The organism is Streptomyces pseudoechinosporeus, assembly GCF_054783935.1.
In genome coordinates, this window is record NZ_BAAGPS010000035.1 from 266,020 (window position 1) to 283,127 (window position 17,108).

Genomic DNA, 17,108 nt, shown 5'->3' on the forward strand with positions numbered 1-17,108 from the left:
GTGTTTCACGTGAAACACACACGGTGACGGCTACCCGGTGCCTCCTCCGAAGAGGCCTCCATTGTCGTTACCGCCGTTGTTGCCGGGAGGATCGGACTCCGTCGGCGAAGCACTCACACCTCCGTCGACTCCGCCGTTATCAGCACCACCGTTGTCTTCTCCGCCGGTGTTGTTGCACTCGAAGTCGAACGGGTCGCAGGTATTGCTCGGCGTGGGCGAGGGACTCGTCGTCGGCTCGCTGGGCGTCGGACCCGGCGTCGGGGTCTCCTCCTCCTCGGGCTCGGGCTCGGGGAGTGTGGGCGTCGGGGTCGGGGTCGGGATGTCGTTGACGACCTTACCGATGGGCTCGGGCGTCGGGAACTTCTCCACGGGCTTGCCCTTGAGCGCGTCCTCCATGTAGTCGTGCCAGATCTCGGCCGGGAACGAGGCACCGTGGATCTTCTTCTGGCCACCCGTCCCGTACATCTCCAGGAACTCGCGCTTCTTGGCTTTCTCGTTGTCGTCCATGCGATACATGGAGATCGCCGTCGAGAGCTGCGGGGTGTAGCCGACGAACCAAGCAGACTTGTTGCCGTCGGTGGTACCGGTCTTGCCCGCCACCTCACGGTCGTCGAGCGCCGCCGCGGTGCCGGTGCCGTCTTCCACGACGGTCTTCAGAACGTCGGTGACGTTGTCGGCGACCTCGGGAGTGAAGGCCGTGCTGGTCTTGGCGACGTCCGCGTGCCTGAAGACAATCCCGTCCGCGTCCTCGATCTCGGTGACCGAATACGGATTGTTCTGCTTGCCACTGGCCGCGAAGGTGGCGTACGCGCCTGCCATTCGGATCGCGCTCGGGTCGGACGTGCCGAGCGAGAAGGACGGATAGTTCGCACTGGCCAGACTGTCCTCCAGGACGCCAGCGCTGATCGCCGCCTCCCTGACCTTGTCCAGACCGACGTCCATGCCGAGCTGCACGTAGGCGGAGTTCGCCGAGACCCTCATCGCCTCGCGGAGGTCGATCTGGTAGCTCGGCGCGTTGTACGACTCACCGCCGTCGTTCTTCTGCAGCCACACCTTGCCGTCCTTGTCCTGCCAGACGTTGCCGTCGTACTCGTTGATCTTGAGCTTGTTCTTGCCGCTGTAGAGGCTCTTCGGCGAGACGATCGTCCGCTCGTCCTGTGCCTGGATCTTGTCGCCGTCGGGATCGCGCACACCCCATGACATGGCGGACGCCAGCACGAACGGTTTGAACGTCGAACCGACCTGGGCGCCGGTCTGGTCGGCGTTGTTGGTGAAGTGCTTCGTCGCGTCCTCGCCGCCGTAGATGGCCCTGATGGCGCCGTCCTCCGGGTTCACGGAGGCTCCGCCGAACTGGACGTACTTGTCCGTCTTGGGACGCTCGTCCGGCTTGATGTTCTTCTTCTGGACCTTCTTCACCGCGTCTTCGAGCTGATTGACCATCTTCTTGTCGAAGGTCGTCCGGATCGTGTAGCCGCCCCGCTGGAGTTTCTCGGCGGTGATCCCGGTCTTGTCGCTGTTGTTGATGATGTACGACTTGGCGAGGTCGACGAGATAGCCGGTCTGGCCGCTCAGCGCGGTGTTCAACCGCGGGTTCTGGGTCTTGGGGAACCCCTGCTTCCTGTACTTGGCGCCCTCCGAGGCCGGCAGATGACCGTCCTTGACCATTTCGCCGAGGATCCAGCTCCATCGCTCCGTGGCCCTCTTGCTGTTGGCCTCGCGAGTGGCGGCAGGGTCGATCGATTCCGAGCCCGCGGGGTCGTAGTACGTGGCTCCCTTGAGCACCGCCGCCAGGAAGGCGCACTCGCTCGCGTTGAGCTTCTCGGCCTCCTTGTTGAAGTACGCACGCGCGGCCGCCTGGATTCCGTAGGCGCCGCGTCCGTAGTAGGCGGTGTTCAGGTAGTTGGCCATGATCTCCTTCTTGTCGACCGTGGCGCCGACCTTGATGGAGATGAACAACTCCTTGAACTTACGCGTGAGCGTCTGCGACTGGTCGCTCAGCAGCGCGTTCTTCACGTACTGCTGGGTGATGGTGGAGCCGCCCTGCGTATCGCCGCCCTTGGCCATGTTGAACAGGGCGCGGCTGATGCCCATGGGGTCCACGCCTCGGTCGGTCTCGAACGTCTTGTTCTCGGCCGACATGACGGCGTAGCGCATCTCCTTGGGGATTTGGGCGTAGCCGATGATCTGGCGGTTCGTCTCACCGCCGGTGGCGACCATCGTGTCGCCGTTGGCCCATTGGTAGACGTTGTTCTGCGCTGTCGCCGTCTCGTCGACTTTCGGGACGCCCACCATGGCGTACGCGATGCCGGCCACGGCCATCATGCTGCCGAGGAAGCCGACGAACGTACCCGTCACAAGCTTCCATGACGGCACCCATCGCGCCGCGCCGTACTTGCCCGCGCGCGGATAGTCGATGATCCGCTTCCTGGGCGGCTCGGCCCCGCGGCCCCTGCCACGCCCGGGCCCGTTCGGCCCGCCGGGACCGCCTCGGCGGCCGCCACCACCGTGGCCACCGCCTCCCGCGCCGTCGGCCGCTCTGCGCCGGCCGCCGCCGCTGGTGCTTCTCTGGGCAGCCTTTCGGGCCTCTGCTCGGCCACCGTACGGCCGTTCCTCGCCCCCTGATCCGTAGGAGGCGGAAGGAGACCCGGTGGCGCTTCGCGGTGCCGCGCGGCGGCCGGAGGACGAGCCGGTTTGGCCGCGTCGGGCCGCGGCGCGTCCGCCGCCTTGCGGCTGCGGCGGTTTGCGACGGTGCTCGCTCATCGAACGGTTACTCCTCGGGCAGGCGCACCTTTGCGCGCCTGGAAACGGCGGCTGGTTTCCCGGTCCCCCCGAAGTACGGATGCGGTCGTTCTGTCATTCACCCGTACTGCACCGAGGACGGGGACGTCCCCAAACGTCACTTGGTTCCCGGTGATGTGCATGGCGCACAGACTACGCACCGGCAAAACCTACCGAGGGCCGAAGGCCATCCCAAAACAGGCAACTTGCTTCCCACGAATCGGTGATGTGACGCCGCTCACCGTGCCCCCTCTTGTCGCGTACGGATGGCCGTTCTATCGTGCTGATGTATCGACTCGATACATCAGCTCGGCATAACGACCGTCACGGCAAGACTGCTGCAGAGAGGAGGCGACAATGAGCCGGCGCTCCGGGATCCTCGAGTTCGCCGTACTCGGCCTGCTCCGCGAGTCCCCGATGCACGGCTATGAGCTGCGTAAACGGCTCAATACGTCACTGGGTGTGTTCCGTGCCTTCAGCTACGGGACGCTCTACCCCTGCCTCAAGACGCTGGTCGCCAACGGCTGGTTGATCGAAGAGTCGGGGGGTGCCCGCGATGAAGCACCTGCCGCTCCACTCGCGGGACGCCGCGCCAAGATCGTCTATCGGTTGACGGCGGAAGGTAAGGAGCACTTCGAGGAGCTGCTCTCGCAGACGGGTCCCGACGCGTACGAGGACGAGCACTTCGCCGCTCGCTTCGCCTTCTTCGGGCAGACGTCGCGGGATGTACGTATGCGGGTCCTCGAAGGCCGCCGCAGTCGTCTCGAGGAGCGCCTGGAGAAGATGAGCGCCTCCCTGGCGCGCACCCGGGAGCGCCTCGACGACTACACCCTTGAGCTCCAGCGCCACGGGATGGAGTCCGTGGAGCGCGAAGTGCGCTGGCTGAACGAGCTCATCGAGAGCGAGCGGGCCGGACGGGACCAGCGGCGTCCCGCCTCGGACGGCTCCGCTCAGCAGGACAGCACATCTGGAGAGTCGGGCGGCCTGCCCCGGCACGGGGGCAATCCCCGGCCGGATCCGTCCGACGACACCGCCACGTGAAGTCCGCTTAGGGCTTCACCGAGTACACAGGGAGCAACCGGAATGGGTTCGGTTCGCGTAGCCATCGTCGGCGTGGGCAACTGCGCCGCCTCGCTGGTCCAGGGCGTCGAGTACTACAAGGACGCCGACCCGACCGCCAAGGTGCCGGGTCTGATGCATGTCCGGTTCGGCGAGTACCACGTCCGCGACATTGAGTTCGTGGCCGCCTTCGACGTCGACGCGAAGAAGGTCGGTCTCGACCTCGCGGACGCCATCGGTGCCAGCGAGAACAACACCATCAAGATCTGCGACGTCCCGAACTCCGGTGTGCCCGTACAGCGCGGCCACACCCTGGACGGGCTCGGCAGGTACTACCGCGAGACCATCGAGGAATCGGCCGAGGCCCCGGTCGACGTCGTCCAGGTCCTCAAGGACCAGCGCGTCGATGTCCTCGTCTGCTACCTCCCGGTGGGCTCCGAGGACGCGGCGAAGTTCTACGCCCAGTGCGCCATCGACGCCAAGGTCGCCTTCGTCAACGCCCTTCCGGTCTTCATCGCCGGCACGAAGGAGTGGGCGGACAAGTTCACCGAGGCCGGTGTCCCGATCGTCGGTGACGACATCAAGTCGCAGGTCGGCGCCACGATCACGCACCGCGTCATGGCGAAGCTGTTCGAGGACCGGGGCGTCATCCTGGACCGCACGATGCAGCTGAACGTCGGCGGCAACATGGACTTCAAGAACATGCTCGAGCGCGACCGCCTGGAGTCCAAGAAGATCTCCAAGACCCAGGCCGTCACCTCCCAGATCCGCGACCGCGAGATGGGTGCCGACAACGTCCACATCGGCCCGTCCGACTACGTGGCCTGGCTGGACGACCGCAAGTGGGCGTACGTCCGTCTCGAGGGCCGCGCCTTCGGTGATGTCCCGCTGAACCTGGAGTACAAGCTCGAGGTCTGGGACTCCCCGAACTCCGCGGGTGTCATCATCGATGCCCTGCGCGCCGCGAAGATCGCCAAGGACCGCGGCATCGGCGGCCCGATCCTCTCGGCGTCGAGCTACTTCATGAAGTCCCCGCCGGTCCAGTACTTCGACGACGAGGCCCGCGAGAACGTCGAGAAGTTCATCAGCGGCGAGGTCGAGCGCTAAGCGCTTGGTTTCATGGGCTGTTGAGGGTCCCCGGGTCGTGCGCCCGGGGACCTTTCCCATATGTGAGGCTGTGCCGCATGGCTGTCGTACGTGACCTGCGCGTACTCCTGCGCTTCCGGAACTTCCGGCGCCTGCTCGCCGTACGGCTGCTGTCCCAGGGCGCCGACGGCGTCTACCAGGTCGCGCTTGCCACGTACGTCGTCTTCTCGCCGGAGCGGCAGACCTCGCCGGCCGCGATCGCCTCGGCGATGGCGGTACTCCTCCTCCCGTACTCGCTCGTCGGCCCCTTCGCGGGCGTGCTGCTGGACCGCTGGCGACGCCGCCAGGTCTTTCTGTACGGGAACCTCCTGCGGGCGCTGCTGGCCTCCTTGACGGCCGTGCTGATCGTGAGCAGCGTCCCGGACTGGCTCTTCTACGTCTCCGCGCTGAGCGTCACCGCGGTCAACCGCTTCGTCCTGGCGGGTCTGTCCGCCGCGTTGCCCCGTGTCGTCGACTCCGAGCGCCTGGTGATGGCCAACTCCCTGTCGCCCACGGCCGGGACTCTCGCCGCGACCGCGGGCGGCGGGATCGCCTTCGTCGTACGTCTCGTCATCTCGGACTCCGACACCGCGGTCGTCCTCGTCGGGGCGGCGCTCTATCTGTGCGCGGCGCTCGCCTCGCTGCGCATGGCGCGGGAACTGCTGGGTCCCGACCAGGAATTGGTGCAGCCGCATCTGAAGTCGGCCCTTGTGGGTACGGCACGTGGTCTGGTGGCCGGCGTGCGCCATCTGGCCGAGCCCGCACGCCGCGAGGCCGCCTGGGCGCTGACCGCTATGACGCTGATGCGGTTCTGTTTCGGCGCCCTGACGGTCATGGTGCTGATGCTCTGCCGGTACGCCTGGTCGTCCGGCTCCGGAGAGGACGGTCTCGCTCTGCTGGGGCTGGCTGTGGCGATCTCCGGGGCGGGTTTCTTCGTGGCGGCGGTGGTGACTCCGACGGCAGCCGGGAAGCTCGGACCGGGTGGCTGGATCGTCGTCTGCGCCGGATCCGCCGCGATCCTGGAACCCGCGCTCGGTCTGTCGTTCACCGAAGTGCCCGTACTGATCTCGGCCTTCGTCCTCGGCCTCACCACCCAGGGTGCGAAGATCGCCACCGACACCGTGGTCCAGTCGTCCGTCGACGACGGCTTCCGCGGCCGGATCTTCTCCGTGTACGACGTGCTGTTCAACGTCGCCTTCGTCGGCGCCGCCGGAGTGGCCGCCCTGATGCTGCCTCCTGACGGCCGCTCAGTCCCGCTGGTGGTCACGGTGGCCGTTATCTACGCGGCAGTTGCTGCGTCTATGGCCCGCTTTGAACGGCGTCGAGTGTCACATCAGTGACACAGAGCGTCTCTGGAGCATTGAGTTGTCAGTGAAGGCCGATAGCTTACGTGGGTCTTATTTCGCGCTACGCGCTCCTAACGTTCTAGGGGGACCCTCAAGTGACCACTCCGCCGCCCCAGGGCCAGAATCCGTACGCTCAGGGGCAACCGCCTCAGGGCCAGAACCCGTTCGCCCAGGGCCAGACGGCACCCCAGGGTCAGCCTCAGTTCCCCGGCCAGCCCGGCTACCCGCAGCAGCCGAACGCGCCGTACGCCCCGCTTCCGCCCCAGCAGCAGAAGCGCGGAGTCAAGTTCTACCTGCGCATCGGGATCGTCGTTGCCGCCCTCATCGCCGCGGGCATCGGCTTCATCGCGAGCCAGGACGACGCGCAGGCCGCCGAGGTCGGCGACTGCATGAGCATCGGCAACCCGGACAGCAGTACCGACCCGGAGCTCGAGGTCGTGGATTGCGGCGACTCCAAGGCCGCGTACAAGGTCGAGCAGAAGAAGACCGACAACTCCGGATGCGACCGCACTAAGTACGCCGAGTACACCGAGACCGGCGGCAGCAGCGACTTCACGCTCTGCCTGTCGGAGTACTCCGCCAAGTAGAAGCTCATCTGACGCGCGAGGGCCGTTGTTTCACGTGAAACAACGGCCCTCGGCGTATCCGGATCGAGTCGGTGCGGGGCCATGTTTCACGTGAAACATGGCCCCGTTTCACGACTCAGCTCTGCGCGGCCCACCACTCCTTGAGTGCCGACACCGCCGCGTCATGCTCCATCGGCCCCTCTTCCAGGCGCAGCTCCAGCAGGAACTTGTACGCCTGCCCGATGACCGGCCCAGGCCCGACGCCCAGGATCTCCATGATCTGGTTGCCGTCGAGGTCGGGCCGGATGGCGTCCAGCTCCTCCTGCTCCTGGAGCTGGGCGATGCGATCCTCCAGACCGTCGTACGCGCGGGAGAGTGCGGTGGCCTTGCGCTTGTTGCGCGTGGTGCAGTCGGAGCGGGTCAGCTTGTGGAGACGGTTGAGGAGCGGGCCCGCGTCGCGTACGTAGCGGCGGACTGCGGAGTCCGTCCACTCGCCGGTGCCGTAGCCGTGGAAACGCAGGTGCAACTCGACCAGTCGTGAGACGTCCTTCACGAGGTCGTTGGAGTACTTGAGGGCCGTCATGCGCTTCTTGGTCATCTTGGCGCCCACCACCTCGTGATGGTGGAAGGAGACCCGGCCGTCCTTCTCGAAGCGGCGCGTGCGCGGCTTGCCGATGTCGTGCAGCAGCGCGGCAAGGCGGAGGGTGAGGTCGGGACCGTCCTCCTCCAGCCCCATCGCCTGCTCGAGCACGATCAGCGAGTGGTCGTAGACGTCCTTGTGCCGGTGGTGCTCGTCCCGCTCCAGACGCAGTGCGGGCAACTCGGGCAGCACATGCGCGGCGAGTCCGGTGTCGACGAGCAGCGTCAGCCCCTTGCGCGGGTGCGCGGAGAGGATCAGCTTGTTCAGCTCGTCCCGGACACGCTCGGCGGAGACGATCTCGATGCGCTCGGCCATGGCCTTCATCGCGGCGACGACGTCCGGTGCCACCTCGAAGTCGAGCTGCGCGGCGAAGCGAGCGGTCCGCATCATCCGCAGCGGATCGTCAGAGAAGGACGCCTCGGGCGTGCCCGGGGTCCGCAGCGCACGCTCCGCCAGGTCGCGGCGCCCGTCGTGCGGGTCGATGAACTCCTTCTCCGGCAGCGCCACGGCCATCGCGTTGACCGTGAAATCGCGGCGTACGAGGTCTTCCTCGATGGAGTCGCCGTACGACACCTCGGGCTTGCGCGAGGTCCGGTCGTACGCCTCCGAGCGGTACGTCGTCACCTCGATGTCGAAGCGCTGAACAGCGTCCCCGACACGGGCTTCCTTCTGCGCCCCGACCGTCCCGAAGGCGATTCCGACCTCCCACACGGCGTCCGCCCAGGGCCGCACGATCTTCAGTACGTCCTCGGGGCGGGCGTCGGTCGTGAAGTCCAGGTCGTTTCCGAGCCGACCCAGGAGGGCGTCCCGGACCGAGCCGCCGACCAGGGCGAGGGAGAATCCGGCCTCCTGGAAACGACGGGCGAGATCGTCGGCGACGGGGGACACCCGCAGCAGTTCGCTCACCGCGCGGTGCTGCACCTGGCTCAGGGCATTGGGATTGTCTTCGTTGGCGTTCGGCACAACAGAAAAGGGTACGTGGCGTGGGCGACGGCGAGCGCCTCCATTAATCGTGTACCGGTGCTTCCCCCATGCTTGGTGGGGCGCCTCCCTCAATACGTGCACATAGGCGACAGCCCGGTCCGCCCCCCCCGATCTTGTGGGGCGGACCGCGGCACTTCCCCTCAGCGCGCATCGTTACCATGCGTGGACGCACATTCCGACGACCACTGACGACGACGAGGGACGGGCGAGCGCGTGGCCGAGGCGGCAGACTTCCAGGGGACGAGTGCCTCAGCTGCCCGCCGGTGGCTTCGGCGCACCGGAGTACTGCTCGCCGGAGCGCCTTTGCTGGCCGGCCTGCTCCAGCTGCCCGCCTCGCCCACCGCGGGTGCCACCGAGCGCACCGCCGTGGTCGACGCCACCGGCTCCAGCACGGTCGACGTCTCCCTGGACTCGCTCAGCCCCAGCGTCCCCTCGGAAGGGGACACGCTCACTGTCTCGGGCCGGATCAACAACAAGGGCAAGCAGTCAGTCACGGATGCCCAAGTCGGTCTGCGCGTGGGACCGACGATGAACGGCCGCTCGTCGATCGACACGGCCGCGAAGAGCAACCCGTACGCGGGCACCGAAGTCGGCGGCTCATACGTGCAGGATTTCGCCGAGCTGACGCCGGGTGTCCCGCAGAGCTTCAGCATCTCCGTCCCCGTCGACGACCTGGACCTCGGTGCCGATGGCGTCTACCAGCTCGGGGTCACGCTCACCGGGGAGACCGCCGCCCAGCCGTACGAGCGGATTCTCGGCATTGAGCGGACCTTCCTGCCGTGGCAGCCCGAGGCGGCGGAGACGAAGACCAGGACGACGTTCCTCTGGCCCTTGATCTCCACCCCCCATATGACGGCCGAGACAGGTTCGAACGAGCAGCAGACTCCCGTCTTCGAGGATGACCGCCTGGCCGCGGAGCTCTCGCCCGGCGGCCGACTGCAGCAGCTCCTCACGCTTGGCAAGGAGCTCGACGTCACATGGGTGATCGATCCGGACCTCCTGGCCTCCGTGGTCGCGATGACGAGCGGCTACGAGATCCAGACCGGCACCGAAACCACCACGGCGGGCACCCACAAGGCGGTCGCCGAGCAGTGGCTCGCCGAGCTGGAGAAGGCGGTCGAGGGCAAGGAGGTCGTCGCCCTCCCCTTCGCCGACCCGGATCTGGCGTCGCTGGCACACAAGGGCACGAAGGTCGCCGGGTCGCTGAGCCACCTCAAGGACGCCACGGAGGTGGCCGCCACCACGGTGGAGTCCATCCTCCATGTGACGCCCAACACGGACTACGCCTGGCCCGTGAACGGTGCGATCGACCCGTCGATCGTCAAGGTCGCCACCTCCGCCGGCGCCGACACGGTGATCTCCCGCAGCGACAGCCTGGAGGAGACCGGCGACCTGTCGTACACGCCCAGTGCTGCCCGCCCCATCGGCGGCGGCACCACGGCCGTGGTCGCGGACGCCCGCCTGTCGACGGCGTTCCAGGGCGACATGGCGGTGGCGGGCAACTCCACGCTCGCCGTGCAGGAATTCCTCGCTCAGACCCTGATGATCACCCTTCAGCAGCCGGGGAAGCAGCGCAGCATCGTGGTCGCCCCGCAGCGCATGCCGTCCGCCAGCCAGGCCCAGACGATGGCGCAGGCGCTCACGGCCCTCCAGGGCGGGAACTGGTCGCAGTCGGCGGACCTGTCCGCGGCCACCGAGGCCAAGCCCGACCCCGGCGCCACCACGCGGGTCCCCTCGGCGTACCCCCCCTCGCTGCGCAAGCAGGAGCTGCGGCGGGAAGCCTTCGAGCAAATCGAGGAGACTCAGCGGAAGATCAACAAATTCCGGGTGATCCTCACCGAGGAGGACCGGGTGATCACCCCCTTCGGGCGGGCCCTGAACCGGGCGATGTCCACGTCCTGGCGCGGCCACGAAGTCGACGAGGTCGTGTACCGCAGAGGTGTGGATGCGTATATCGACCAGCTCACCGAGCAGGTCGCACTGATCGAGAAGTCCGAGGCGAAGTTGTCGGGCCGCAGCGCCACGATTCCGATCACCGTGCAGAACAACCTTGTCCAGGGCGTCGACCATCTGGTGCTGCGCCTGACGTCGGAGCAGCCGTCGCGCCTGCGTATCGGTGAGCGTGCCTACTGGGAACAGCGGGTGGAGGTGTCGGGCGGGCACAGCCAGTCGGTGAAGTTCACCGCCAACGGCCGGGCCAACGGCCAGTACGCGGTGACCGCCCAGCTCTACACGGAGGACGGCCAGCTGTACGGCGACTCCATCAGGTTCGACGTGAACGTCACCGAGATCACTCCCACGGTGATGCTCGTCATCGCCGGTGGTGTCCTGCTGCTCGTACTCGCCGGATTCCGGATGTACACCCAGCGCAAGCGCGCGGCCGCCCGGCAGGCCGAGGAGGGGCTGGACGACGCCCCTGAGGACGACGCCGAGGACGGTCGGGAAGAGGCGTTCCACTCGGAGTCGGGGACGGCGTCCGAAGCGGAGTCGGGGTTGGCGTCGCCAGTGGAATCCGGTGCAGACGACCCGGAGCAGCCGAGTGACCCTCCACCGGACACCGCACCGGAGAGCATCGACCCATCCAGCACGGGTGAGAGAGTGGACCGTTGAGCGATGTCGTGGCCGGTGGGCCCGGGGACGATGAGGTGGGGTAACCATGAACGCGCCGTACGACGGTGACCGCGGTGAGGGCGCGGGGGGCTCCGGCTACCCCGACGACCCGCCGCAGGGGCCGCCGGAGCCCGGCCAGGTGCCGCCACAGCCCCCTGCCGACATGTACGTCCAGGACGCCTACGGACAGGATCCCTACGGGGTTCGGGATCTCGCCGCACAGGACCCGGTCGGCGAGGCGCTCTACGACCGCGCCGCGCATCCCCCGCCGCCGCCCGGCACATACCCGCCGCCGCAGCAGCTCTACGCCCAGCCGCCTCAGTCGCCGTACGCTCCCGATCCACGTGTGTGGGCGCAGACCCCGGCGCCGGAGCCGGAGGGCCTGTCGCAGCATCTTCCCTACGGTGACGACGCCCGTACGACCCAGTTCGTGGGCGTGGACGACCTGGTGACGCAGGCCGGGGAGCAACGCCACGAGCCGGATGCCTTCGCGTATCTCTTCCGTGACCAGCAGCAGGGCGGCGCGTACCCACCCGCGGGCTCGCCCGGTGTGCCGTCGCCCACACATGAGCCGGCTCCCGCGGCTCCTCAGTCTCCGCCGTCTGCGCCCGCATCGGCGCCCGCGCCCGCGCCGAAGAAGTCCGGGGGCCGTGCGTCGAGTCTGCTGAAGTCGAGCGCGGTCATGGCGGCGGGCACGATGGTGTCCCGTCTCACCGGCTTCATCCGGTCCGCGCTGATCGTCGCCGCGCTGGGCACCGCCCTCCTGGGCGACACCTTCCAGGTCGCGTACCAGCTGCCGACGATGATCTACATCCTGACGGTGGGAGGCGGCCTCAACTCCGTCTTCGTACCGCAGCTCGTGCGTGCCATGAAGGAGGACGAGGACGGCGGTGAAGCCTATGCGAACCGTCTGCTGACCCTCGTCATGGTGGCGCTCGGCGCGCTGACCCTGCTCGCGATGTTCGCCGCACCGCTCCTGGTCCGCATGCTGTCGAACTCCGTCGCCACCACCCCCGCGGCCAACGAGGTCGCCATCACCTTCACCCAGTACTTCCTGCCCACGATCTTCTTCATGGGCATCCACGTGGTGATGGGCCAGATCCTCAACGCCCGCGGCAGCTTCGGCGCGATGATGTGGACTCCGGTCCTCAACAACATCGTCATCATCGTGACGCTCGGCATGTTCATCTGGGTGTACGGCACTTCGGCGAACTCCGGGATGGCCGTCGGGAACATCCCGCCGGAGGGCCAGCGGCTGCTCGGTATCGGTGTCCTGCTCGGTCTTGTCGTCCAGGCCCTCGCGATGATCCCGTACCTGCGCGAGACCGGGTTCCGGCTGCGGCTGCGCTTCGACTGGAAGGGCCACGGCCTCGGCAAGGCCGCGATGCTCGCCAAGTGGACGATCCTGTTCGTCCTCGCGAACCAGGCGGGCGCCGTCGTTGTCGCCCAGCTGGCCACCGCAGCGGTCACAGACACGGGGACCGCCGGTACCGGCTTCAGCGCCTACGCCAACGCCCAGCTCATCTGGGGTCTCCCGCAGGCCATCATCACCGTCTCGCTGATGGCTGCCCTGTTGCCGAGACTCTCGCGCTCGGCCGCCGAGAACGATGCGGGCGCCGTCCGCGACGACATCTCCCAGGGCCTGCGCACCACGGCCGTCGCGATCGTGCCCATCGCCTTCGGCTTTGTCGCACTCGGTATCCCGATGTGCACCCTGATCTTCGGCTCCTCCGGCACCGACGCGGCCACGAAGATGGGTTACATGCTGATGGCCTTCGGGCTCGGCCTCATCCCCTACTCCGTGCAGTACGTCGTGCTGCGCGCCTTCTACGCGTACGAGGACACCCGGACTCCCTTCTACAACACGGTCATTGTGGCCGCCGTCAACGCAGCGGCCTCGGCGCTCTGCTACCTTCTCCTGCCACCTCTCTGGGCGGTGGCAGGTATGGCCGCCTCCTACGGTCTCGCGTACGCGATCGGCGTGGGCGTGGCCTGGCAGCGGCTGCGCAAACGGCTGGGCGGCGACCTGGACGGAGCTCGCGTCCTGCGTACGTACGCCCGCCTCGGCATCGCCTCGGTACCGGCGGCGTTGCTCGCCGCCGCGGCCTGTTACGGAATCACCCAGGGGCTGGGGCAGGGCGTTCTCGGATCCCTGGCCGCTCTCCTCGGCGGGGGCATCGCCCTGCTCGGCGTCTTCTTCGTCGCGGCTCGGCGTATGCGCATCGAGGAACTGAACGGAATGGTCGGCATGGTCCGCGGGCGTCTCGGGCGCTGAGGCGGGGTACGCGCACAACCGTCGTCCGGGACCGCGTGTCGTGCATAGCGGCGGACTGTGGGCACAATTGGCTTTGGCGTCGGACAGCGGGCAATGGATGGGGAGGCAGGAACGACGGTGGCGGAACGGAGCACGGCTGCCGTCGACGTGGCAGACAACAGCGGTGACGAGCCGCTGACCGCCAAGGCGGACCAGTCCACGGCCGACGGGGTGGCCCAGAACCGGGAGCGGGACACGGAAAGCTCGGAGAGCGAAGAGGCACAGGGGAGCGGCGGGGACGAGAGCCCCGGCAGGACCTCACCGCCCGAGTTGCACAGCGGCCATAAGCTCGCCAGACGTTACCGTCTCGAAGAGTGCGTCACCCGTCTGGACGGTTTCAGCAGTTGGCGTGCCGTGGACGAGAAGCTGCGTCGCGCCGTCGGCGTGCATCTGCTGCCCGCCGACCATCCGCGAGCGCGCTCCGTCCTGGCGGCGGCCCGTTCCTCCGCCCTCCTGGGCGATCCCCGCTTCGTCCAAGTGCTGGACGCGGTCGAGGAGAACGACCTGGTCTACGTGGTGCACGAGTGGCTGCCGGATTCCACGGAGCTGACGACGCTTCTGGCCGCCGGCCCGCTGGAGGTGCACGACGCGTACCAGATGGTCAGTCAGGTCTCCCAGGCGATGGCGGCCGCGCACCGCGAAGGACTGGCGCATCTGCGGCTGACTCCGGGCGCCGTGCTGCGTTCCTCGTCCGGCCAGTGGCGCATCCGTGGGCTCGCCGTGAACGCCGCGCTGCGCGGCATCAGTTCTGACACCCCGCAGCGCACCGACACGGAAGGGATCGGCGCGCTGCTGTACGCCGCCCTCACCCAGCGCTGGCCGTACGAGAACGACGCGTACGGCCTCTCCGGGCTACCGAAGGGCGTCGGGCTCATCGCGCCCGACCAGGTGCGGGCCGGAGTGCACCGCGGCCTGGCGGAACTCGCGATGCGCGCGCTCGTCAACGACGGCGCGACGGCGTCCCGCCAGGAACCGCCGTGCACCACGCCGGAGGAGTTGGTGAAGGCGATCGGCGAGATGCCCCGCATCCGCCCGCCGGAGCCCGCGTTCACCAGGCCGCCGGACTACCAGCGCACCACGTACCAGCAGGGCAGCTACGGCCGCCCCGCGGCCCACCCGGGTGCCACCCAGCCGGTGCCGACCCCGCCGCCCCCATTGCAGAGCCGTACCGGCAAGGCCCTCAAGTGGGCCGTGTCCGCGTTGCTCATCGCCGCGCTGGGCCTTGGCAGTTGGCAGTTGGCGGACGCCCTCATGGAGCGTGGTAAGCCCGACGACACCAACAAGACGCAGACGACGGACGACAACGACAAGAGCAGCGGCAAGACCAACCCGGTCAAACCGATCACCATTAGTGGTGCTCGGGACTTCGACCCGTTCGGCCCCGACGGCTCGGAAAAGCCAGGCGACATAGACAAGGTCTACGACAGCACTCCCGGCACCTACTGGCAGACAGACTTCTACAGGAGCGCTGACTTCGGACGGCTGAAGCCGGGCCTCGGCGTCATCCTCGATCTCGGCAAGGTCCAGCAGATCGGGAAGGTGACCGTCACCTTCGTAGGAGACACGTCTGTCGAGCTACGTGCCGCCTCCAGTGACGCGAGCTCGGAGCCTACCTCCTTCGACGCCTACAACAAGGTCGCCGAAGGCTCTGGTACGAGCGTGACGCTCAAGCCCGGCGAACCCCTCAAGTCCCGCTACGTTCTGGTCTGGCTGACCGAACTGCCGCTGACCGACGACGGTAACTACCGTGGCCGGGTAGCGGACATCAAGTTGACCAGCTGAGGGGAGGGGGTCCGATGGCAGACGGTGCCGGATACGACGGGGCGAGCGATCAGAATCTCCTCGCCCGCCATGTCGAGGGTGACCCCGACGCCTTCGGTGAGCTTGTGCGGCGCCACCGCGACCGGCTGTGGGCAGTGGCGCTGCGGACTCTGGGAGACCGTGAGGAGGCCGCGGACGCGGTCCAGGACGCTCTTGTCTCCGCCTATCGCGCCGCCCACACCTTTCGCGGCCAGTCAGCTGTCACGACGTGGCTGCACCGCATCACGGTGAACGCCTGCCTAGACCGCGCGCGCAAGACGGCCTCACGGAAGACGTCTCCTGTCGACGACACGGAACGTCTTGAGCAACTCCTGGAGCCCCACGAGTCGGCATCCGCGCCGGCCGAGCGCAACGATCTGCACCGCGAGCTTCTCGAAGCCCTCGGCACCTTGCCGCCCGATCAGCGGGCCGCCCTCGTCCTGGTGGATATGCAGGGCTACCCGGTGGCGGAGGCCGCCCGCGTGCTCGACGTGCCGACCGGCACGGTCAAGAGCCGTTGCGCACGCGGCAGAGCCAGGCTCCTCCCGCTGCTCAGACACCTGCGTACGGACGCCGGAAGTGGCGAGGACAGCAAGAAGTCGGGCGAGGGACGGAACCGCACGCAGGGGACATCCGTCCCACCCGCAGCGGGAGTACAGGATGCAGGGCCAAGCGATTCAACTGCTGTGAAGGGCGGAGGTGGGCGAGCGTGACATCGACCGACACGGCCGGGCACCCGGAAGTCACGGAGATCTCCGACCTCACCGAAGGTCTGCTCCCGCCCTCGCGTATGACAGATGTGCGTCGGCACGTGGAGGACTGCGCGCTCTGTGCCGACGTGTACGCATCGCTGGAAGAGATCCGCGGCATGCTCGGCACTCTGCCGGGCCCATCGCGCATGCCTGCCGACGTCGCGGAGCGTATCGATGCCGCTCTCGCCGCGGAGGCACTGCTCAATGCCACGGAGCCAGACGCCGATACCGCGGACGCCCGGGAGCCCGCAGGTGCCTCCCACCCCATAGCAGGCGAGAACGACGGCGCGCGTGTTTCACGTGAAACATCGCCCGCAGCCGACCGCCCGGCAGGACGCCCTCGTGCCGCCACCGGACCGGGTCGTACGAAGCGCACACGCTCGGGCCGTCGCGGCGCCGTCCTCCTCGGCGCCATGTTCACGGCAGCCGCGCTCGGGCTGGGTGGCGTGCTCCTTCAGTCGATGGGCGACGACACCCCGGGCACCACTCCAGAGCAGGATCGCGCCGACTCCGTGAACACCTTCACCGAAGGGAAGCTGGAGAGTCAGGTCGCGGATCTCCTCGCCACGAGCGAGGGCGAGGACAGCGGCAGTCGCAACGACAAGTCGCCCTGGGGTTCCCAGTCCGACCCCGACGAGCCGAGCACTCTGAAGGAACCCAAAGCCGCGGTGCCCGAGTGCATCCAGCAGGGCATCGGTCGCAACGAAGCCGCTCTCGCCTTCAAGACAGGCATGTACGAAGGCACGAACGTCTATCTCGTGGTGCTGCCCGACACCTCCAACGCCGCACGGGTCACGGCCTACGTCGTCGACTCCGCCTGCGTGGCCAAGTCCCCGGACTCGGCGGGCAAGGTGCTGCTGCGGCAGTCCTACGAGCGACGCTGAGCGACCTCCCCTCCGGTCCATGGCATCCAATGGCATCCGTGCTGTCGCCGTGCGGTCACGCGTCGCCGTGTGCCCAGACACAGTGGGAATGCACGCCCCTTAGGATCCGTTGGGTGGAGTGAGAGCTCCGAGAAAAGCTCCCACCGGTCGTACGAAGCAGTCTTCAGAGACGAGGAATCAAGCCGTGAGCGACGTCCGTAACGTGATCATCATCGGCTCCGGGCCCGCCGGCTACACGGCGGCGCTGTAC

The 17,108-nt window shown here is 67.8% G+C and carries 11 protein-coding genes; 9 read left to right on the top strand and 2 right to left on the bottom strand.

What is annotated here, in order from left to right; translation table 11 throughout:
- Positions 1 to 30: 30 nt before the first annotated feature.
- Entirely contained in the window at positions 31 to 2,760 is a 2,730-nt protein-coding gene (locus ACYVO6_RS32330) for a transglycosylase domain-containing protein (protein WP_461067382.1), read from the bottom strand.
- A gap of 375 nt (positions 2,761 to 3,135) precedes the next feature.
- On the opposite strand from ACYVO6_RS32330, the gene ACYVO6_RS32335 reads away from it, so the two are divergent.
- From ACYVO6_RS32335 to ACYVO6_RS32350, 4 genes are all read left to right on the top strand, one after another.
- Entirely contained in the window at positions 3,136 to 3,819 is a 684-nt protein-coding gene (locus tag ACYVO6_RS32335; RefSeq protein WP_461067384.1) for a PadR family transcriptional regulator, read from the top strand.
- 42 nt (positions 3,820 to 3,861) lie between these two features.
- Entirely contained in the window at positions 3,862 to 4,944 is a 1,083-nt protein-coding gene (locus tag ACYVO6_RS32340; protein WP_461067386.1) for an inositol-3-phosphate synthase, read from the top strand.
- A gap of 77 nt (positions 4,945 to 5,021) precedes the next feature.
- On the top strand, positions 5,022 to 6,302 hold the full coding sequence (locus ACYVO6_RS32345) for an MFS transporter (RefSeq protein WP_461067388.1): 1,281 nt from the start codon (positions 5,022 to 5,024) through the stop codon (positions 6,300 to 6,302).
- 101 nt (positions 6,303 to 6,403) lie between these two features.
- Positions 6,404 to 6,895 carry an LppU/SCO3897 family protein gene (locus tag ACYVO6_RS32350; RefSeq protein WP_461067390.1) on the top strand — a complete coding sequence of 164 codons (492 nt, stop codon included), beginning with the start codon at positions 6,404 to 6,406 and terminating at the stop codon, positions 6,893 to 6,895.
- Between the two features lie 115 nt (positions 6,896 to 7,010).
- Here ACYVO6_RS32350 and ACYVO6_RS32355 read toward each other — a convergent pair whose 3' ends face one another.
- On the bottom strand, positions 7,011 to 8,477 hold the full coding sequence (locus ACYVO6_RS32355) for a CCA tRNA nucleotidyltransferase (RefSeq protein ID WP_461067392.1): 1,467 nt from the start codon (positions 8,475 to 8,477) through the stop codon (positions 7,011 to 7,013).
- A gap of 234 nt (positions 8,478 to 8,711) precedes the next feature.
- Here ACYVO6_RS32355 and ACYVO6_RS32360 point away from each other — a divergent pair, with 234 nt between their 5' ends.
- The 5 genes from ACYVO6_RS32360 to ACYVO6_RS32380 all read left to right on the top strand — a co-directional run bounded on the left by ACYVO6_RS32360 (position 8,712) and on the right by ACYVO6_RS32380 (position 16,858).
- Positions 8,712 to 11,108 carry a DUF6049 family protein gene (locus ACYVO6_RS32360; protein ID WP_461067394.1) on the top strand — a complete coding sequence of 799 codons (2,397 nt, stop codon included), beginning with the start codon at positions 8,712 to 8,714 and terminating at the stop codon, positions 11,106 to 11,108.
- Positions 11,109 to 11,154: 46 nt separating this feature from the next.
- A complete protein-coding gene (gene murJ, locus ACYVO6_RS32365) occupies positions 11,155 to 13,383 on the top strand; it encodes a murein biosynthesis integral membrane protein MurJ (protein ID WP_461067396.1) in 2,229 nt (742 codons plus the stop codon).
- 117 nt (positions 13,384 to 13,500) lie between these two features.
- The gene (locus tag ACYVO6_RS32370; RefSeq protein WP_461067398.1) at positions 13,501 to 15,204 is read left to right on the top strand and encodes a protein kinase family protein; all 1,704 of its coding nucleotides are present in this window, start codon (positions 13,501 to 13,503) and stop codon (positions 15,202 to 15,204) included.
- A gap of 14 nt (positions 15,205 to 15,218) precedes the next feature.
- Positions 15,219 to 15,935 carry an RNA polymerase sigma factor SigM gene (sigM, locus tag ACYVO6_RS32375; protein ID WP_461067400.1) on the top strand — a complete coding sequence of 239 codons (717 nt, stop codon included), beginning with the start codon at positions 15,219 to 15,221 and terminating at the stop codon, positions 15,933 to 15,935.
- A complete protein-coding gene (locus ACYVO6_RS32380) occupies positions 15,932 to 16,858 on the top strand; it encodes an anti-sigma factor (RefSeq protein ID WP_461067402.1) in 927 nt (308 codons plus the stop codon). The genes sigM and ACYVO6_RS32380 overlap by 4 nt, the downstream gene beginning before the upstream one ends.
- The last annotated feature ends 250 nt before the right edge of the window (positions 16,859 to 17,108 follow it).